At 55.8% G+C, this 19184-nt stretch carries 25 protein-coding genes; 9 read left to right on the forward strand and 16 right to left on the reverse strand.

What is annotated here, in order from left to right; genetic code table 11:
• The first annotated feature begins 44 nt into the window (after nt 1-44).
• Genes minC through minE form a run of 3 tightly spaced genes read left to right on the forward strand, consistent with a single transcriptional unit; the run spans nt 45 to nt 1903 of the window.
• Entirely contained in the window at nt 45-791 is a 747-nt protein-coding gene (gene minC / locus B9Z35_RS06880) for a septum site-determining protein MinC (protein ID WP_108282972.1), read from the forward strand.
• 41 nt (nt 792-832) lie between these two features.
• Nucleotides 833-1648: a septum site-determining protein MinD gene (minD, locus tag B9Z35_RS06885; RefSeq protein WP_108282973.1), complete on the forward strand. Its 816-nt coding sequence runs from the start codon at nt 833-835 to the stop codon at nt 1646-1648.
• 3 nt (nt 1649-1651) lie between these two features.
• Complete coding sequence (gene minE, locus B9Z35_RS06890) at nt 1652-1903, forward strand: cell division topological specificity factor MinE (protein WP_108282974.1); 252 nt, start codon at nt 1652-1654, stop codon at nt 1901-1903.
• Between the two features lie 76 nt (nt 1904-1979).
• On the opposite strand, the gene B9Z35_RS13030 is transcribed toward minE, so the two are convergent.
• Complete coding sequence (locus B9Z35_RS13030) at nt 1980-2150, reverse strand: hypothetical protein (protein WP_199219784.1); 171 nt, start codon at nt 2148-2150, stop codon at nt 1980-1982.
• Nucleotides 2151-2249: 99 nt separating this feature from the next.
• Between B9Z35_RS13030 and B9Z35_RS06895 the strand changes: the two genes are divergently transcribed.
• Genes B9Z35_RS06895 through B9Z35_RS06905 form a run of 4 tightly spaced genes read left to right on the forward strand, consistent with a single transcriptional unit; the run spans nt 2250 to nt 3821 of the window.
• On the forward strand, nt 2250-2837 hold the full coding sequence (locus B9Z35_RS06895; protein ID WP_108282975.1) for a hypothetical protein: 588 nt from the start codon (nt 2250-2252) through the stop codon (nt 2835-2837).
• Between the two features lie 12 nt (nt 2838-2849).
• Nucleotides 2850-3065 (forward strand): SlyX family protein, encoded by a 216-nt coding sequence (locus B9Z35_RS06900; RefSeq protein WP_108282976.1) that lies wholly within the window; start codon nt 2850-2852, stop codon nt 3063-3065.
• 2 nt (nt 3066-3067) lie between these two features.
• On the forward strand, nt 3068-3202 hold the full coding sequence (locus B9Z35_RS13140; RefSeq protein ID WP_255416681.1) for a hypothetical protein: 135 nt from the start codon (nt 3068-3070) through the stop codon (nt 3200-3202).
• Between the two features lie 19 nt (nt 3203-3221).
• Nucleotides 3222-3821, forward strand: coding sequence for a 2-hydroxychromene-2-carboxylate isomerase (locus B9Z35_RS06905; protein ID WP_108282977.1), 600 nt, complete (start codon nt 3222-3224; stop codon nt 3819-3821).
• A 113-nt stretch (nt 3822-3934) separates the two neighbouring features.
• Here the strand turns inward: B9Z35_RS06905 and B9Z35_RS06910 are convergent, their stop codons facing one another.
• Together B9Z35_RS06910 and orn are read right to left on the reverse strand one after the other, a co-directional pair.
• Nucleotides 3935-5917 (reverse strand): DEAD/DEAH box helicase, encoded by a 1983-nt coding sequence (locus B9Z35_RS06910; protein WP_108282978.1) that lies wholly within the window; start codon nt 5915-5917, stop codon nt 3935-3937.
• A 217-nt stretch (nt 5918-6134) separates the two neighbouring features.
• Entirely contained in the window at nt 6135-6725 is a 591-nt protein-coding gene (orn, locus tag B9Z35_RS06915; protein WP_108282979.1) for an oligoribonuclease, read from the reverse strand.
• A 40-nt stretch (nt 6726-6765) separates the two neighbouring features.
• Here orn and B9Z35_RS06920 point away from each other — a divergent pair, with 40 nt between their 5' ends.
• Nucleotides 6766-8022, forward strand: coding sequence for a M48 family metallopeptidase (locus B9Z35_RS06920; RefSeq protein ID WP_108283491.1), 1257 nt, complete (start codon nt 6766-6768; stop codon nt 8020-8022).
• Nucleotides 8019-8906, forward strand: a complete 888-nt coding sequence (gene rsgA, locus B9Z35_RS06925; RefSeq protein ID WP_108282980.1) for a ribosome small subunit-dependent GTPase A — start codon at nt 8019-8021, stop codon at nt 8904-8906. Before B9Z35_RS06920 ends, rsgA begins: the two co-directional genes overlap by 4 nt.
• A gap of 25 nt (nt 8907-8931) precedes the next feature.
• Here rsgA and B9Z35_RS06930 read toward each other — a convergent pair whose 3' ends face one another.
• The 13 genes from B9Z35_RS06930 to B9Z35_RS06990 all read right to left on the reverse strand — a co-directional run bounded on the left by B9Z35_RS06930 (nt 8932) and on the right by B9Z35_RS06990 (nt 19134).
• Nucleotides 8932-9891 carry a CobD/CbiB family protein gene (locus tag B9Z35_RS06930; RefSeq protein ID WP_108282981.1) on the reverse strand — a complete coding sequence of 320 codons (960 nt, stop codon included), beginning with the start codon at nt 9889-9891 and terminating at the stop codon, nt 8932-8934.
• Nucleotides 9892-9930: 39 nt separating this feature from the next.
• Entirely contained in the window at nt 9931-10605 is a 675-nt protein-coding gene (locus B9Z35_RS06935; protein WP_108282982.1) for a CoA pyrophosphatase, read from the reverse strand.
• Nucleotides 10606-10662: 57 nt separating this feature from the next.
• Complete coding sequence (gene rplS, locus B9Z35_RS06940; protein WP_108282983.1) at nt 10663-11058, reverse strand: 50S ribosomal protein L19; 396 nt, start codon at nt 11056-11058, stop codon at nt 10663-10665.
• Nucleotides 11059-11150: 92 nt separating this feature from the next.
• A complete protein-coding gene (gene trmD, locus B9Z35_RS06945) occupies nt 11151-11912 on the reverse strand; it encodes a tRNA (guanosine(37)-N1)-methyltransferase TrmD (protein WP_108282984.1) in 762 nt (253 codons plus the stop codon).
• A gap of 24 nt (nt 11913-11936) precedes the next feature.
• Nucleotides 11937-12500 carry a ribosome maturation factor RimM gene (gene rimM, locus B9Z35_RS06950; protein ID WP_199219785.1) on the reverse strand — a complete coding sequence of 188 codons (564 nt, stop codon included), beginning with the start codon at nt 12498-12500 and terminating at the stop codon, nt 11937-11939.
• Between the two features lie 17 nt (nt 12501-12517).
• Nucleotides 12518-12775, reverse strand: coding sequence for a 30S ribosomal protein S16 (gene rpsP, locus B9Z35_RS06955; protein ID WP_108282986.1), 258 nt, complete (start codon nt 12773-12775; stop codon nt 12518-12520).
• Between the two features lie 101 nt (nt 12776-12876).
• On the reverse strand, nt 12877-13887 hold the full coding sequence (locus B9Z35_RS06960) for an inorganic phosphate transporter (protein WP_108282987.1): 1011 nt from the start codon (nt 13885-13887) through the stop codon (nt 12877-12879).
• A gap of 13 nt (nt 13888-13900) precedes the next feature.
• Entirely contained in the window at nt 13901-14548 is a 648-nt protein-coding gene (locus B9Z35_RS06965) for a DUF47 domain-containing protein (RefSeq protein ID WP_108282988.1), read from the reverse strand.
• Nucleotides 14549-14667: 119 nt separating this feature from the next.
• A complete protein-coding gene (gene folK / locus B9Z35_RS06970; protein WP_108282989.1) occupies nt 14668-15141 on the reverse strand; it encodes a 2-amino-4-hydroxy-6-hydroxymethyldihydropteridine diphosphokinase in 474 nt (157 codons plus the stop codon).
• A 14-nt stretch (nt 15142-15155) separates the two neighbouring features.
• On the reverse strand, nt 15156-16700 hold the full coding sequence (pcnB, locus tag B9Z35_RS06975) for a polynucleotide adenylyltransferase PcnB (protein WP_108282990.1): 1545 nt from the start codon (nt 16698-16700) through the stop codon (nt 15156-15158).
• A complete protein-coding gene (locus B9Z35_RS06980; protein WP_108282991.1) occupies nt 16697-17368 on the reverse strand; it encodes an HAD family phosphatase in 672 nt (223 codons plus the stop codon). Before B9Z35_RS06980 ends, pcnB begins: the two co-directional genes overlap by 4 nt.
• Nucleotides 17368-18054, reverse strand: coding sequence for a DnaA regulatory inactivator Hda (gene hda / locus B9Z35_RS06985; RefSeq protein ID WP_108282992.1), 687 nt, complete (start codon nt 18052-18054; stop codon nt 17368-17370). Before hda ends, B9Z35_RS06980 begins: the two co-directional genes overlap by 1 nt.
• Nucleotides 18055-18060: 6 nt before the next feature.
• Nucleotides 18061-19134 (reverse strand): AI-2E family transporter, encoded by a 1074-nt coding sequence (locus B9Z35_RS06990; RefSeq protein WP_108282993.1) that lies wholly within the window; start codon nt 19132-19134, stop codon nt 18061-18063.
• Nucleotides 19135-19184: the final 50 nt, after the last annotated feature.

The following is a 19184-nucleotide window of genomic DNA, read 5'->3' on the forward strand; positions in this document are numbered from 1 at the left end:
CCCTTGCCGTGTAAAGTTGAGGTTTTCTTTTTTACGCAAGTTCCATGAGCCAAGCCTCCGCGCCACACGCCTACGAAATCAAAAGTGCCTCGTTGCCCTTGGTGTCTTTCCTCCTCAAAAACCCCGACACATCCGCGCTCCAAGCCGATATGGCACGCCGCTTGGGGGCTACCCCTGGGTTCTTTGACAACGACCCCGTGGTGATCGATTTGAGCGTCCTAGAGGACCCCCACAACCTACTCGACCTCCCCTCGGTGTGCCTGATGCTGCGCACACACCAAATGCTGCCTGTGGCAGTACGCGGCGCTAATGAACACCAATTAGCTAACGCGCACAAGGCAGGGTTGTTTGAAGCAAGTGATTTGAGCATTCAAGCACCAGCAGCGCCACGCGTCGAAACCGTGGTGCAAGAGGTGATTCGCGAAGTGGAAGTGGTGCGCGAAGTGCAAACCGGCAACGGCGCAGCCATGGTGATCGACAAGCCTTTGCGCTCGGGCCAACACGTCTATGCCAAGGGACGCGACTTGATCGTGCTCGCCATGGTCAACCCAGGCGCTGAAATCATGGCAGACGGCCACATCCACGTGTACGCACCGCTGCGCGGCAAAGCCATTGCAGGCGCACGCGGTGACGAACAAGCGCGTATCTTCACTTCAAGCCTAGAAGCAGAGCTACTTTCAATTGCAGGAACCTACCGCACCAGCGGCGATGCACCACTGCCTGCGGATGTCGCAGGCAAACCCGCGCAAATCAGCTTGCAAGGGGATAAGTTGGTGATGCAAGCACTGTAAAATTCAGCAATTAAATAACAGAAACAACTAAGGCTTTATTCATGACAAAAATCGTGGTGGTGACTTCTGGCAAGGGCGGCGTGGGCAAGACCACAACCAGCGCCAGTTTTTCCTCTGGCCTCGCATTGCGCGGCTTCAAAACGGTGGTCATCGACTTTGACGTTGGCTTGCGTAACCTCGACCTCATCATGGGTTGCGAACGTCGTGTGGTGTATGACTTCATCAACGTCATCAACGGTGAAGCCACGCTAAACCAAGCCTTGATCAAAGACAAGCAGTGCGACAACTTGTACGTGCTGGCTGCTTCGCAAACCCGCGACAAAGATGCGTTGTCACAAGACGGCGTCGAGCGCGTGTTGAACGAACTCAAAGAAATGAAGTTCGACTACATCGTGTGCGACTCACCTGCTGGCATCGAAGTGGGCGCCATGATGGCCATGCACTTTGCCGACGAAGCCTTGGTGGTGACCAATCCTGAAGTTTCCTCGGTGCGCGACTCTGACCGCATCTTAGGCATGCTCAGCAGCAAAACCAAACGTGCAATTGACGGCGATACACCCATCAAAGAACACCTGCTCATCACCCGCTACAACCCAAGCCGTGTGGAAGATGGCCATATGCTGTCGCTCGAAGACATCCAAGACATCTTGCGCATTCCATTGATTGGCGTGATTCCCGAATCAGAGACTGTGTTGACTGCCTCTAACCAAGGTTTGCCAGCAGTGCATTTGGAAAACACCGATGTGTCTGAAGCGTACAAAGACGTGATCAGCCGTTTCTTGGGTGAAGACGTACCTATGCGATTTACCGAATACGTCAAGCCTGGTTTGCTCAAACGTATGTTTGGTGGGAAGTAAGCCATGTCGTTGCTCTCTCTATTACTCGGTGAGAAGAAAAAAACAGCGAACGTTGCCAAAGAACGTTTGCAGTTCATCCTCACCCACGAGCGCACGGGTCGTAACCCACAGCCAGACTATTTGCCTGATTTGCAGCGCGATTTAGTGGCTGTGCTGTCTAAATACGTGAAGATCAATCCAGAAGATATCAAGGTCAATCTGGAGCGTCACGATAACCTCGAAGTGCTCGAAGTCAAAATCGAACTGCCAGAGTAAAAGGCTTCATCGCCCACAAAACAAAAAGCGACCCGAGGGTCGCTTTTTGTTTGGCTTGTAAAAGCAAGAGGGGGAATTAACCGCCTTTGTTTGAACGCTTGCCAGGGTTCTTTTTGCTACGTGTCGCAACACCGCGCTCAAGACTCACACGTTGACCACGACCACCGGTGCGCAGCGTGGTGCCTGGCAGTGGGATTGGTTTTGGTGCGCGTTGGCGGTCGGCTTCAGTGACGATTTTGTTTCCCATGAAATTTTCCAAGTAAAAAGTTACAGCCCCTTATTAGGCCACAGGTTTTGGCGTATTTTCGCACGGAACAACCCATAATCAGCGCAACCTAAGGCATTTATGAACCCAAAAATCAGCGAACTGCTCGACCGCATCCAAAAAATGGAGCAAGAAATCGAGCTAGAGATGAAGCGCAAACGCGCTGAACTTCAAGCCGACTTCGAGGAAACACGGGTGCGCTTTGAGCATGAGGTGCTTGAGCAACAGCGCCGCTTTAAAACCGGCGTGATTGCCTATTTGCTGACCGCCAATTTCATGAGCGTGCTCACCGCACCCGTCATTTACGCCCTCTTCTTTCCTATCGTGTTTCTGGATTTATCCATCACGGTCTACCAACACATTTGTTTTCGTGCCTATGGTCTCCCCCGCGTGAAGCGCGGTGATTACTTTGTGTTCGACCGCGCGCATTTGGCTTACTTGAACTTGATTGAGAAAATCAATTGCGCTTACTGCTCGTACGGCAATGGCGTGATGGCTTATGGCCGCGAAGTGGTGGCGCGCACCGAGCAGTATTGGTGCCCCATCAAACATGCTCGCAAAATCATGGCGGCACACCCCTACTACACCGGTTTTGTAGACTTTGGCGATGCCCAGAGCTACAAAGACGAACTCGAAAACCTGCGCACCGAATTGGCCAAACTCAAATAACAAAAACACCAAATGCCACACACCGACATTGACAAACGCTTGATGGACCTTGAGATCAAGGCCAGCTTCACCGAAGACTTGGTGGAGCAGCTCAATCAAACTATTTTTCAGCAACAGCAGCAAATTGATGCGCTCATTCGCGAAGTGAGCCAACTTCGCCAGCAAACACCAGACGGCGGGACAGGCGGCTTCACCAGCTTGCGCGACGAGTTGCCTCCGCACTACTGAGCATGACCGAAGCTTTGAAAGAGCAACATACCCTTGAGCTGAGCGAGTTCGTGCTCTCGGTGCTGTATCGACTGAGCGCCTATGCCGTTGTCAACCTGATTGATGACGCGGCCATGCTCTCGATCGTATTCATTTGAATTTTTACTGGAGACACCCATGACAATGACGGTTGATTACTACCTCGCCCCCATGAGTCCTTGGACGTATTTGGGCCACCAACGCTTTGTGCAAATTGCCAAAGCAGCAGGTGCTACGGTGCGTGTGATGCCAATGGATTTGGGCAAGGTGTTTCCCATTTCGGGTGGTTTGCCTTTGGGCAAACGTGCGCCTCAGCGCCAAGCGTATCGACTGGTCGAATTAACACGTTTCAGCCAACGCCTGAATTTGCCACTCAACCTACACCCCAAGTTTTTCCCCGTAGCAGGCGACCCATCTGCCAAACTCATCATTGCGGTGGATATGCACCACGGCACAGACGCAGCATTAGCCATCACAGGGGCCGTACTGGCTGCTGTCTGGCACCAAGAGCGAGACATTGCAGACGCTGCCACCTTGGGCACCCTTCTGGCCGAACACAAGCTAGACGCAGCTTGCTTGGCACTCTCCAACACGCCAGAGGTGCAAGCCCGCTATGACAGCTACACACAAAGCGCGATAGACACCCATGTGTTTGGTGCACCCACCTTTATGGTGGAGGGTGAGATGTTTTGGGGCCAAGACCGCTTGGACTTTGTGGCGCAAAAGCTCAAGGACTAATTCAAAGCTCAAGGCCTCAATCGAAGTCCACAAACAATTCAGCCACCGGAGTTGCACGCAAGGTGCAACGCGGTGGCTGAATGCGTTTTAGCCCGCTGTGAAGCGGGAACTCATTAACGAGGTGTGCGTGGCTTAGGTGCGCGTTTTTTGGCATCAAAACCGCCACCAAACGACTTGCCACCGGCTGGACGGCCTGGCTTGTCAAAGGGTGTACGACCTGCTTCAAACGGGGCGCGTGGGCCACGTGCTGGGGCACGGTCATCAAAGCTGCGTGGTGCGCGATCTTCGAAGCTACGAGGTGCGCCGAAGTTGCCACGTGGTGCGCCATGGCCTTCGCCAAAGTTGCCACGAGGAGCGCCACGGCCTTCGCCCCCGAAGCCACGGTTTTCATTGAAACCGCGGTTGTCGCCGAAATTGCCGCGTGGAGCGCCTTGACGTGGTTCGAAGCTGTTGCCACGAGGTGCGTCAGAACGGTGGTTGTCTTGACGACCTTCGAAACGACCTTCCGAACGTGGCTCGAAGCGGCCTTGGCCGTTGCCTTCAAAACGGCCACCGCCGCCACCAAACTTGTTGCCGCCGCCGAAGCCACCACGTCCACCGCCGCCGCCGCCGCCGAACTTACCGCCGCCTTTGCGGTCGTAGTCACGGCCCGCACCGCCGCGTTGTTCAACGCGTTGTGTGGGTTCCATGCCTGGAATCACTTCAGCAGTGAACTGCTGGCGTGTGTAGGCTTCGATGTCATAAATTTTGCGCTTGTCGCGGAACTCAGCCAACGTGATCGCCAAGCCATCACGGCCAGCACGACCGGTACGGCCAATGCGGTGGGTGTAATCCTCAGACTTCATAGGCAAGCCGAAGTTGAAAACGTGCGTGATAGTAGGCACGTCAATGCCGCGAGCGGCCACGTCAGTGGCGACTAAGAACTGCACTTGACCTTGGCGCAAAGCCATCAAGCGGCGGTTACGCAAGCCTTGGCTCAACGCGCCGTGCAATGCGACAGCGGAGAAGCCTTCTTGTTGCAAGTCATTGGCCAAGCCGTCGCACTCGATTTGGGTGCTAGCGAAGATGATGGCTTGGTTGATGGTGGTGTCGCGCAAGAGGTGATCCAACAAACGACGCTTGTGTTGCGCGTTGTCTGCCCAATGCAGCACTTGGCGAATGTTGTTGTGCTTTTCTTGAGGTGAGTCAATTTGCACGCGTTGAGGTTGACGCATGACGCGTGTGGCCAACTGTTGAATGCGCGGCGCGAAAGTTGCGCTGAACATCATGGTTTGCTTGCGGTCGATGGTGAGCTGGTTGATTTCAGCCAAGTCGTCCGAGAAACCGAGGTCCAACATACGGTCGGCTTCGTCCACCACCAAGAATTGGACCTTGTCCAACTTGATTTGCATGGAGCGTTGCAGGTCGAGCAAACGGCCAGGTGTGGCCACAACCAAGTCAGCGTTTTGCAGTTTGGCGATTTGCAACTGGTAAGGCATGCCACCCACCACGTTGGCCACGCGCAAACCACGGCAATGCTTGACCAAGTCGATGGCGTCGTGCGCCACTTGTTGTGCCAATTCGCGGGTTGGGCAAACGATCAAGGCGCCAGGTGTTGGGGCTTTGAAGTTGCGTGTGTTGGTGGGGTCTTTGCGCTTGGCGCGCTTGGGTGGCTCTTCGCCATTGGCCGCAGCGTCAGCAACAAGCTTGTCCCAAGCTGCTTTATCAGCGGCTTCGGCTTGGGCTTGTTGTTGAATCAAGGTGTGCAACACAGGCAACAAGAACGCAGCTGTTTTGCCGCTACCTGTTTGGCTGGACACCATCAAGTCGATGAAGCCAGCTTTGGCATCCGCGTTGTCGTTAGGCAAAGCCAAAGGAATGGTTTTGAGTTGAACGGTGGTGGGTTGGGTGTAACCCAAATCGCCCACGGCTTGCACCAATTCAGGGGCCAAGCCCAATTCAACGAAGCCGTTAGGCACGTCGACTTTAGGTGCTTCAGCTTCAGCTTGAGCGGCTTCGGGAGCTTGAACGCCCTCATTGGAAACTGCATTTTGAGCAGCAATAGAAATAGTTTCGGCAGGCGCAAATTCGCCTGTCACATTCAAAGTGTCAGTCATGATTTTTTCTCGCACGTGAGCGCCGCAAGTTGTGCGGCTGCTCCGTTCTAGGTTAAAAAACATCAACCATCAAACGGAACCTGCTCTGACCCGCTAGGGGTTTATTCAGTGCTTGGGGCTCATTTGGCGAGCCCGGTGAATGAAGGGAGATGTACAAATTCGCTACGGCTTGGTAGCGAAGACTGCAATTATGGCACGGATTCGGGTTTTTACCTAATTAAAGTTTCAAAAAATGTTCACGGTAGTGAATCATCTCGTCAATCGACTCGTGCACATCTGCCAAGGCTGTGTGTTTCTGGGCCTTTTTAAAAGCGTTCAACACCTCGGGTTTCCATCGGCGTGACAGCTCTTTGAGCGTGCTCACGTCTACATTGCGGTAGTGGAACCAGCCTTCAAGCTTGGGCATGTATTTGTTCAAGAAGCGGCGGTCTTGGCCAATGGTGTTGCCACACATGGGCGATGCGCCCTTAGACACATATTGCTTCATGAAGGCAATGAGTTGCTCCTGCGCTTGCTCTTCAGTCACGGTGGAGGCTTTGACTTTGTCAATCAAGCCGCTCTTGCCATGTGTACCTTTGTTCCATGCGTCCATCTTGCTGAGCAATTCGTCGCTTTGGTGAATCACAAACACGGGGCCTTCGATGCGGATCGACAAATCGGGGTTGGTGACGATGACGGCAATTTCCAGCAAGCGCTCGCGCTCGGGGTCAAGGCCAGACATTTCGCAATCGAGCCAAACCAAGTTCAAGTCTGACTTGGCGAGTTTGGGGATGACGGGGGTAACAGGAGTGGTTGCAACTTCAGACATAGGCTAGATTGTCGCCCATCATCTAAACTCCTCCCTCATGATGAATCCCTCTCTCGCGATGACCTTGACGCTGGCAGCTGTGCTGGTGGCTAACCTGCTCACCAAACTTTGGCTCAGCGGCCGTCAAGTACGCCATGTGGCGCAACACCGCGCCCAAGTGCCTGAGGCCTTCGCACACACCATCAGCTTAGACGCGCATCAAAAAGCCGCTGACTACACATTGGCCAAAGCACGCGTGGGCTTGATGGACTTGGGTGTTGATGCCGTTACCTTGGTGGCATGGACATTACTCGGCGGCCTGGATCTGCTCAACCAAGTGATTTTGAATTGGATGGGCGAAGGCATGGGCCAGCAAATCATGCTGGTGGTGAGCTTCACTTTGATAGGCGGTTTGATTGGCCTGCCTTTGTCGCTTTACCAAACCTTTGGCATCGAGCAGCGCTTTGGCTTTAACAACACCACACCCAAACTGTGGGTGAGCGACATGCTAAAAGGTTTGTTGGTGGGCATGGTGTTGGGCTTGCCCATTCTTTGGCTGGTGTTGTGGCTCATGCAAGCAGGTGGCGCGCTGTGGTGGCTCTACACCTGGGCGGCCTTGGTGGTGTACCAACTGTTTGTGATGTGGATTGCACCCAACGTCATCATGCCCTTGTTCAACAAATTCACACCGCTGGAAGACGCCACTCTCAAAGAGCGCGTCACCGCGCTGATGACCCGCTCTGGCTTCACTGCCAAGGGCTTTTTTGTAATGGACGGCAGCCGCCGCTCAGCCCACTCGAATGCTTTTTTCACCGGCTTTGGAGCCGCCAAGCGCGTGGTGTTTTTCGACACACTGCTGGCCAAATTGAATGGCGATGAAATGGAAGCCGTGTTAGCACACGAACTGGGCCACTTCAAACACCGCCACATTCTCAAAATGATGGCCACCAGCTTTGCTACTAGCCTCGCTGGCCTTGCCTTGCTGGGCTGGGTGTCGCAACAAGTTTGGTTTTACACAGGCTTGGGCGTGATGCCTAACCTCAACGGCAACAACAGCGCATTGGCCTTGTTGCTGTTCATGCTGGTGCTGCCATTGTTTACTTTCTTTGTGTCGCCCTTGTCGGCACGTCGCTCGCGTAAGTTTGAGTTTGAAGCCGATGCTTATGCGGTGGCCAACAGCGATGGCAAGGCTTTGGCAAACGCGCTGTTGAAGCTCTACCAAGACAACGCCTCCACCCTCACACCCGACCCTTGGTACGTGGCGTTTTACTACTCGCATCCGCCCGCCTCACAGCGCTTGGCGCGCATGGCCGCATGAAGCAAACCGGCTTGGTGGTAGCCAGCCACGGACGACACTGCGTGGTGGAAACACCCGATGGTGAGCGTCGCATTTGCCATCCACGTGGCAAGAAAAGCCAAGTGGTGGTGGGCGACCGCGTGCAATGGTTGGCCAGCACCGACGAAGGCACGATCGAAAAAGTGGAGCCGCGCCACAACTTGTTTTACCGACAAGACGAGATTCGAACCAAATCGTTTGCAGCCAACCTAGACCAAGTGTTGATTCTGTTGGCGGCAGAGCCAGAGTTCTCTGAAATGCAGCTCACGCGCGCCCTCATTGCAGCCGAAGCCGAGCACATCACGCCCCTCATCGTTCTCAACAAACGCGATTTGACCGAGTTGCATGCCCGCGCCCTCGCCCGCTTAGAGCCTTATGTGAAGATGGGCTACACCGTGCTGCAAGGTGCATTTAAATCAGGTGATTTGGGTGATTTGCCCGAGCGCTTGAAACACAAAACCACCTTGGTGCTTGGACCCTCAGGCACAGGCAAAAGCACGCTCATCAACGCCCTTGTGCCCAACGCCAATGTGGCCACGGCAGAGATTTCTCAAGCGCTCAACTCAGGCAAGCACACCACCACATCGACCACGTGGCACTGGGTGGATGCCGAGCGTAAAACGGGCTTGATTGATTCACCCGGCTTTCAAGAATTTGGCGTGCATCACATCGATGCCATGCAGTTGGCGGCCTATATGCCAGACTTCAAACCGCATGTGGCGAACTGCAAGTTTTATAACTGCACGCATTTGCATGAGCCTTCGTGCGGTGTGCAAGACGCGGTAGAAGCTGGGGTTATCAGCCCATCGCGCTACAAGCTTTACGGCATGTTGTTTGCCGAGCTCACGCAGCCCGTGAATTACTGAACCCCGTCAACGGGTTGCCAAAGCTTTAGCCCAGCAAGCGGGCCAAAGTGAGCAAGGCCAGCAACACCATCCACAGCACCACACTGCGCCAAACCAAACCCACGACACTGGGTAAATGCGCCATCTCTGGCGTACGGCCTGGGGTGCTTTCACTGTCTTGGCTCTCATCGTGGGCATCTTCTGCACGCAGGGCTTCACCACCCAAACGCACATTCAAGGCCCCTGCCGTAGCGGCGAGGACCACGCCATCGTTGTCATCTGGGAAACGCTGCGCATGGTTACGCCAGCAATCAATGGCCTCTTCAAAATTGCCCATCACGGCAAACGCTACAGCAGTTAATCGGGCGGGTAGCCAATCGACTCGACGCCATGCTTCGCGCGCGGCGTTTTGCAAGGTGTCACTCACCCATCCTTTGGTAGCTTTGGGGGACGCTTGCCATGCATGAGACACCATTTGGCTCATGCGATAAATCACTGCGCCAGCTGGGCCAAAACCCAATGCAGCGAGCACAGAAAACCAAGTGAGCACACCAAATACATGGTGGTGTGCTGAGAGCACCGAATGCTCAATCACATGACGCAGCAATTCGCTGCGCGGCAAGCTACCTACCTCCACGTGTTGCCACTCGGCCAACAGCTCGCGCGCCAAGCGCTCGTCGCCCACATCCAAGGCGTCACGAATGTCGGTGAAATGGTGGCTGAACTGACGGAACCCCAAGGTCACGTACAACACCGCCACGCTCCAAATCATGGCAACTGGCCAGCCAAAAACACCAATCAAAAACCAATGCACCACCGTGGCAATGACGGCGGGCAAGCCCACGGCCAGCATCCACGTCGTCCAAGCCAACCGGGGGTGGCCAGCATCCAAGGTCTGGCTGATCCAATTGACCCACACTCGCACGGTGCCATGCACCCAATTGCCGCGCACCAGTGGTCGGGCTTGTTCAATCAACAACGCGAGGAGCAGGGAAAGGAAACTCATGCCTGAATGATAGCTGTGAGTTCTATCAATTTAAGAGGTTCAAGCACGCAAGAAGCGGTAAAAGTTGCGCAACATCCCTGCAGTCGCACCCCACACAAAACGCAGGTGCTCGCCGTCTTGGTAAGGCATAGATAGCCACTCGCGGGTCACACCCTCAAACTCGTAGCGGTGCCAGCGGTGATGGGCAGGATTCATCAAAAAAGCCAAGGGCACTTCAAACGCATCCGACACCTCGTGGGTGTTGAGCCTTAGCGTCATAGCGGGTGAAATCAAGGCCACCACAGGCGTTACATAAAAGGCCGAGCCTGTCACGTATTCGGGCAAAGTGCCCAACACCTGCACATGGTGGGCGTCTAGCCCGACTTCCTCATGCGCTTCACGTAAGGCGGTGGCGGCGACATCGGCATCCGTCTCATCGCATTTGCCACCCGCAAATGCAATCTGCCCCGCGTGCGTAGACATGTGAGAGGGGCGCTGGGTCAAGAGCACCTTGGGCTCATCACGCATCACGATTCCCAACAAGACAGCGGCTTGGGCAGGCTGACGATCCATGAACTTGCGCTCACGCACCAGCTCGGGCTTCCACTGCGGTGGATTGGCAAAGCGCGCTTGCAAGGCCTCAGGCGTGAGGTGATGCGCAGGCACGGCCTCCAGGTGCATGTCCACTTGGAACACGGGCACTTGTTTGGGATCAAAAATGGGAAGTTTGGACATAGAAAAAGCCACCACAAGCTCTCACTTGGGGTGGCTTCTAAGCAAGGATTAACCTGCTTATTGAGCTGCTGCTGCGGCTTTAGAAGCTGCGGCTGACTTGCTGACCAATTTTTCTTTGATACGAGCAGATTTGCCGCTACGGTCGCGCAAGTAGTACAACTTGGCACGACGGACATCACCGCGACGCTTGACTTCGATGCTAGCGATCAATGGGCTGTAAGTTTGGAACGTACGCTCCACGCCTTCGCCGCTAGAGATCTTGCGCACTGTGAAGCCGCTGTTGAGGCCACGGTTACGCTTAGCGATCACCACACCTTCGTAGGCCTGCACACGCTTGCGTGTACCTTCAACCACGTTGACGCTCACAATGACTGTGTCACCAGGTGCGAATTCAGGAATCGTTTTGCCGAGGCGGGCAATTTCTTCTGCCTCGAGAGTTTGGATCAGGTTCATGTTTTCCTCTAAAAGATCTTGATCGCGCTACACAAAAGGCTTCTTGCAACAAAGGCTCGAAGCGGCCGACCAGAGGATCGAAAAGCCCACCATTATAGCGAGTTTTGGACCTTCAAGACAGCCTCGTCTTGCGGGGTCAGCTTGGACGCGGCTCGGGCTGCGTCAATCAGCTCTGGCCTCAGACGGGCGGTCAGCAGCAAACGCTGGTCACGGCGCCAGCGCTCGATGTTGATGTGATGGCCAGAAACCAACGCAGGCGGCACGCCCTGCCCCTCCCACTGCTCAGGGCGCGTGTAGTGCGGGCAATCCAGCAAACCATCCAAGGCGGGGTTAAAGCTGTCGAGCTGATGGCTGCCTTCGTCGTTGAGCACACCAGGCTGCAAGCGAGCCACAGCGTCGAGCAGGGTCATGGCGGCGATTTCGCCACCCGACAACACAAAGTCGCCCACGCTGATTTGCAGGTCCACATGGGTGTCGATGAAACGTTGGTCAATGCCTTCGTAGCGGCCACACAGCAGCACAGCACCTTGACTGTCAGACCAACGCTGAACAGCGGCATGGCGCAAGGTCTCGCCAATGGGCGAAAACAGCACCAGCGGGGCCACATCACGGCCTTGACCACGGTCGGCGCGAATAGCGCTCAAGCAGGCAGCCAACGGCTCGGCCATCATGACCATGCCGGGGCCCCCACCAAACGGGCGGTCATCGACGCGGCGGTAGTTGCCTTCGGCGTAATCACGGGGGTTCCACAAGAGCACATCCACCAAGCCCGCCTCGTAGGCACGACGTGTGATGCCGATTTTTAAAAACGGCTCAAACAGCTCTGGAAACAGGGTGATGATGTCAAAGCGCATGGCGATGGCCTTGGACGGCTCGATTTAGTAATCGGGTTGCCAATCGGCAGTGATGCGACGACCCGCCAAGTCGACAGTGTCGATGTAGGCCGACACAAAAGGAATCATGCGCTCTTTGGCTTTGCCCTCTTCCTCGTAAGCAAGCACTAACACGGTTTGTGGGCCGGTGTGTAGCAACTCGCGCACAGCGCCTAGCGCCACGCCTTCGCGGTTGACCACGTCAAGGCCAATCAGGTCGACCCAGTAGTACTCGTCTGCTTCGGGGGTTGGAAAGCTGGCACGCGAGACAAAAATGCGTGCGCCTTTGAGAAGTTCTGCGGTGTTGCGGTCTGGCACTTCGGCCGAGGTGGCCACCACAGAATCAGAATGATCTTTGGCTTCTTTGATTTTCAGAAGCACGGTGCCAGAAAATGTTTTGGCACCTCTTTCCGAGGGTTGTAAAAACCAACGCTTGGAAGAAAAAAGCGCTTCCGGAGAAGCGCTGTGGGGCAAGACCTTGAACCAGCCTTTGATGCCCCAAGCATCTGCAATACGCCCGACTTCGATAGCGTCCGCAGGAAGATCTGCGGACTCAAGGCCCAGCGTCATTGCAATGCCTTTATCAATTAAGCAGCAGGCGTTGCTTTAGCAGCTTGCTTGACCAAACGGATAACAGTAGGAGAGCATTGAGCGCCCACGCTGGTCCAGTGGTTCAAACGGTCGTGCGCAACGCGCAAGCTTTCAGCTTGGCCTTTGGCGATTGGGTTGTAAAAACCAATGCGCTCGATGAAGCGGCCGTCGCGACGATCGCGCTTGTCGGCAACAACAATGTTAAAAAACGGACGGGCTTTAGAACCGCCGCGTGAGAGTCGGATGACGACCATGATGAATCCTTCGGGTGGAAATTTTTTTCAACGTTTGAGACACGCGCTAAGCCACCCGGCCTGCGACACGCTGAAAAGCCTGCCATTATAGCGCGCAAACCTTAGAACAACTGCAAGCTCACCCAATAAGCCACGCCAGCCACAAAGGCGCTGGCAGGAATGGTCAAGATCCAAGCCCACACGATGCCGCCCGCCACACCCCAACGCACGGCACTGGCGCGCTGCGTCGAGCCCACGCCCACGATAGCGCCGGTGATGGTGTGGGTGGTCGACACGGGCACGCCCATCGCCGTAGCCAAGAACAAGGTCATGGCGCCGCCGGTTTCGGCACAGAAGCCGCCCACAGGCTTGAGTTTGGTGATTTTTTGACCCATGGTCTTCACAATGCGCCAGCCACCAAACATGGTGCCCAAGCCAATCGCCATGTAGCAACTGACGATGGCCCAGCCAGGAGGCGACGCGCTGTCAACCTCGGCGTACCCCGTGGCCATCAGCAACATCCAAATGATGCCAATGGTTTTTTGCGCATCGTTACCACCGTGGCCCAAGCTGTAGGCGCCAGCAGAAACCAGCTGCAAGCGACGGAACCACTTGTCCACGCGTGAGGGGCGGAAGCTTCGGAAAATCCAAGCCACAGCCACCATCATCAACGAGCCTAACGTAAAGCCAAGCAGTGGCGACACAAAAATGAAGGCCACAGTTTTCAAAATGCCAGCAGCGACCAATGCACCTGCACCTGCTTTGGCAATCACAGCGCCCGAAATGCCACCAATCAAGGCATGCGACGAGCTGCTGGGAATGCCGTAGTACCAAGTGATCACGTTCCAAGTGATGGCCCCCACCAAAGCGCCAAACACAACATGGGTATCCACAACACCAGGCTGAACAATGCCTTTACCCACCGTAGCAGCCACGCTCAAGTGGAAGATGAAGATGGCTACAAAGTTAAAGAACGCAGCAAACAAAACAGCTTGCGCAGGCTTCAACACCCCGGTCGACACCACAGTCGCGATGGAGTTGGCAGCATCATGAAAACCATTCATGAAGTCAAACATCAAAGCCAACGCTACCAACAAGGCGACCACCCAGAAGGCGGTTTGTACGGTTTCCATGATCAGCCCGTGATTAAGAATTCTCGAGGACGATGCCCTCGATCAAGTTGGCCACGTCTTCGCACTTGTCAGTGATGGTTTCCAACAACTGATAAATGGCTTTGAGCTTGAGCACTTCGCGCACATCGGGCTCTTCGCGGAACAACTTGCTCATGGCGCTGCGCATCACGCGGTCAGCATCTGATTCAAGCTTGTCAATTTCTTCGCAAGTCTTCAATGCAGCTTCAGCAGTGCCGTGGTCAGAGATTTTTTCCAACAAGTACACGGCGTCGCGCAGACGCTCGCAGCACTTCACGCTGAGGTCGGTCAAACGCACGATCTCTTCGTTCATCACGCGCACGTCGTACAAAGCCATGGTCTCGGCCGTGTCTTGGATCAAGTCAGCCACGTCGTCCATGGTGTTGATCAAGGAGTGGATTTGCTCACGGTCGATGGGCGTGATGAATGTTTTGTGAATGGCCACATTGCATTCGTGCGTGATGCGATCAGCACCGCGCTCAGCGTTGTCCACTTCAGTGTTGTACTTGTCACGCAAGATGGGGTCGCCGTAATTGGCCACCAAATGCGAAAACGCGTGCACAGCTTCGACGATGCGGTCGGCGTGCTGGTTGAACATGACGAAAAAATTGCCTTCAGTGGGCAACAACTTTCCAAACAACATTTGGAGCTCCTGTGGGATGACTTATTTGTGACAGTTAAATGACACCGAAGTGTAAACGCAGCTCATCACCCTGAGCCATCCCACGTCTCCCGAGGTGTGCCATACGAATTGAGAAATGTCTAAGGCAAGATACGCTGAATCGGTTGATCTTGCACGGCCACAAGTTGCAGATCGCTCACACGCTCGGGCCACACCTCAGCCACGGGTTGCAGCACAAACGCGCGTTCGTGCCAGCGCGGATGCGGCAAAGTCAGCTCAGGCGTTGCCAAAGCCACATCGCCATAAAAAATGAGGTCGAGGTCGAGCGTGCGCGGGGCATTCTTAAAAGGTCGCTCACGCCCACTTTGCAGCTCGAGCGCTTGCAAGGCATGCAACAGCGCCACTGGGCTGAGCTGGGTGTGGATCAAGGCCACAGCATTGATGAAATCTGGCCCTTGGGCCTCATAGGGTGCACTGCGGTACAGCGACGAGGCTTTGAACAACTGCGTCTCAGGCAAGCCCGCCACATCGCGCAAGGCTTGCTGCACGGTGGCCACCGCGTCGCCCAAATTGGCGCCGAGGGCCACACACGCCATGACGGGTTTTGCTGACATGGCGAAGGCTCTGCTTATTCGGCGGCGGGTGAGCCACCGGCTTCGCCCGTGGGCTTGCGACGGCGACGACGGCGTTTTTTGGCGGGCGATGCTGCACCTTCTTCACCTTCGGGCTCCACCTCACGGAAACGTGGGTCTTCACTCTCGGGCTTTGGCGCACGACGCACCGCATGCACGCGGGGTGCGCGCTGGGCTTTTTGTTGTTCTTGGCGCACTTGCTGCAACAGGTCTTCGCGCTCGCTGTCACTGGCCACGCTGAACTCTTGCCACCAATCCGACAAGGCTTCGTCCACCTCGCCCACATCGGCACGCAAGCGCATGAAGTCAAAGCCAGCACGGAAACGCGCTTGATCCACCAAGGTCCAAGGGCCGCTGCCTGTGCGCTTTTCAAAGCGCGGCTGCATCATCCAAATTTCGCGCATGTCCGCGCCGAGCTTGCCTCGGCCCGACACATCGCCAATGCGAGAGTCAAACACTTCGTCAATGGCATCTTGCAAGGCAGGGAACGATGGCTGTTTGACACTGCGATGCGCCCATGTCTCACGCACATCCGACCACAACACACAGGCCAGCAAGAAGCTAGGTGCTACCGGCTTGCCCTCGCCCACGCGGCGGTCGGTGTCGTTCAAAGCGGTGGTGACAAATTGTTCGCTGGCACGCTCGACCACGATGTCGAGCAAGGGGTAAATACCTTTGGCCAAACCGTGTTGCTTGAGTTGTTCAATGCTGGCCAGCGCGTGGCCGGTTTGCAAAAGCTTGAGCATTTCGTCAAACAAGCGGCTTTGCGGCACATCGGCCAGCAGCTTGGCGGCTTTTTTCAGAGGAGCAGCCGTCTTTGCTTCCATCTTGAAGCCTAAGCCCGAGAGCTTGGCCGCAAAACGCACGGCGCGAATCACGCGCACAGGGTCTTCGCGGTAGCGCGTGGCAGGGTCGCCAATCATGCGAATGACTTTTTTCTTCGCGTCGGCAATGCCGCCGTGGTAGTCGATCACGTTGCCCGTTTCGGGGTCGTAGTACATGGCGTTGATGGTGAAGTCGCGGCGCGCCGCGTCTTGGTCTTGTGGGCCCCACACGTTGTCGCGGAGCACACGGCCGCTGGCGTCAACGGCGTGCTTCATATTGGCCAGCTCTTGCTTGCTGCTGCGCTCGTTGCCTTTGACTTTTTCGGCATCGGCGTTGTCTAAGTGGGCGCGGAAGGTGGACACCTCAATCACTTCGTGCTCACGGCCTCGGCCGTACACCACGTGCACGATGCGGAAACGTCGGCCAATGATGAAGGCGCGACGGAATGCCGCCTTCACTTGCTCGGGCGTGGCGTTGGTGGCCACATCAAAGTCTTTGGGCTTCAAGCCCAGCAACAAATCGCGCACTGCGCCACCCACGATGTAGGCTTCAAAGCCACGGTCTTGCAGGGTGCGCACCACGTTCAAGGCGCGTTCATCCACCCAGTCGACGTTGATGCCGTGCACCTTGGCAGGCACCACATGGCGTTTGCCTAAGTTGGGCAGCGTGCTGGCGGGCGACTTGCCCATCAGCTTGTTGATGAATTGTTTGATCATTGTTTTGGGAACAGTTCCAAAATCGGCCAGCCTTTTTCTAAGGCCACGGCGCGCAGTGTGTTGTCGGGGTTGGTCGCCACGGGGTGGTTGACGCGCTCCAACAGGGGCAAATCGTTGCGGGAATCGCTGTAGAAGGTGGTCTCTACATCGGCCCAGTCCAAGCCTTCGCGTATGAGCCATTGTTGCAGACGTTGCACTTTGCCTTCGCGCAGGGTGGGCACACCGCTGATTTCGTTGGTGAACCAGCCCTTCGCATCGCGCACCAGCTCCACCGCAATCAGCTCTTCCACGCCAAAGGCTTTGGCAATGGGGCGGGTCACAAACTCGTTGGTAGCGGTGATGATGATGACGCGGTCGCCTGCATCTTTGTGCTTTTGCACCAGCGCCAGCGCTTCGGGGCGAATGGCTGGCTGAATGACTTCGCGCATGAATTGCGCATGGGCCTGCGCCGCCACATCTGGGCCACGCTGGCAAAACGCTTCGGATGCAAAACGCACGTAGTCGTGAATATCCAAAGTGCCTGCTTGGTAGTGGGCATAAAACTCGTCGTTACGCCTGATGAACGCATCACGCTCATGCCAGCCCAAACGCACGGTGAACTCGCCCCACGATTGGTCGGAGTCAATCGGCAGCAAGGTGTGGTCGAGGTCAAATAAGGCGAGTTTCATCACATGGCTTCCAGCATGGCTTTGATCAACGGGATAGTGATGGCTCGTTGCGTTTGCAAGGCGTAGCCATCGAGTTGATCGAGGAGTTGAATGAGGCTGCTGAGGTCACGGCTGAAGCGGTTGAGCATGAAGTCCATCACCTCATCGCTCAAGAACACACCTCGGTCATCGGCCTGTTGGCGCAGCACAGCGCGGCGCTCGGTTTCGCTGAGCACCTGCAATTGAAAAATATGGCCCCAACCCAAGCGGGTACGCAAGTCTTCGCGCAAGGCCAAGTCGCTGGGCGGCACGCTACCTGCGGCTAGCACCCAACGCTGCTGACCATCGTTGGGCGTAGTGGCGTTGACAAACCAATTGAAAGCGGCGTGTTGCTGCACGGCGGTGTAGAGGTGCACATCGTCCAAGATGACCACGCGCCATGCGTCATTGAAAGCAGAAGGCTCGGCCAATGTGGCATCCATCCAGCCCACGGGGCAGCTTTGGTCGCGCAAGGCGGCTTGCGCAGCGCGCAGCAAATGGGTTTTACCGCTACCACCCTCGCCCCACACATACGTGGGCACGGGTGAGCGCTTGTCGTTGCCCACCCAGAGTTGCAAGTGCTGCAACGCCGCTTGATTGGGGCCTGCGAAAAAGTTTTTGAGAGTCGGGCCGGGAGCCAAACCAATGTCGAGTGCGATTTGCTTCATCTGCACTCAAACACCACGGTACAAAGCGCTGGCTTGGTACTGCGCACGCAAGCGGCGAATGGCCACCAACAACACTGCGCTGGCAGGCAAGGCCACCAGCACACCGACAAAACCAAACAACTGGCCAAAGGCCATCAAAGCAAAAATCACATGCAGCGGGTGCAGGCCAATGCGCTCGCCCACCAAGCGTGGCGTCAGCACAAAACTCTCAATGAGTTGGCCCAAGCCATAGACCACCGCCACCATCAGCAAAGCTTCGCTGGGCGCAAACTGCAGCACGCCCGCCAAGATGGCCAAGACCAAGCCCACACCAAAACCCACATATGGCACAAACACCGCCAAGCCTGTGAACACGCCAATCGGGAATGCCAATTCCAAACCAAAGGCCCACAAGGCCACGCTGTAATACACCGCCAACAAGGCCATGACGGACAACTGGCCGCGCAAGTATTGACCCAGCACCTCATCGCATTCGTTCACAAAACTGTCGTATGAACCCCGTGCAGGCATAGGCACCAAGGCTTCCACATGGTGCACCAAGCGCTGCCAATCGACCAACAAATAAAACAGCACCACAGGGATCAAGATCAAATTGCCCACCACGGCAAGAGCCACGCTGCCACCAATGCGTAGCGAAGTCAGAGCTTGTCTGAAACCATCGTCAAACGAGGTGCTGAAGGTTTGCAGCACAAAAGCTTTAATGCTGGCACTGTCCAGCATGACGTGAATGCCTTTGGCTTGCAGCCAAGGCACGATGTCGGTTTGCAAACGCTCCACAAGCACGGGCACTTGATCGCGCATGCGCGGCAACTCGTGAGCCAAGATAGGAATCAGTAAGGTACACAGCGCCACTAGCAGCGTCAAAAAGAACACCTCAACCAGCACCACCGCCACCAAGCGGGGCAAACGCCCACCAAATACACGCTGGAGACTTCGCACCATCGGGCTCAGCACATAAGCCAACACAGCTGCCACCACAAACGGCATCAGCACAGGGCCCAGCAGCCACAGCACAAGCGCGGTCACGCCCGCGAGGCCAGTCCAAGCGAGGGCGTGTTGTTGTGCGGGGGTGAATTGCATACAGCGTGTGAAGGTGATGGCTTTAAAATTACCGCTTGATTCTATCGGCG

Source organism: Limnohabitans sp. Jir61, from assembly GCF_003063545.1.
Classification (GTDB): domain Bacteria; phylum Pseudomonadota; class Gammaproteobacteria; order Burkholderiales; family Burkholderiaceae_C; genus Limnohabitans.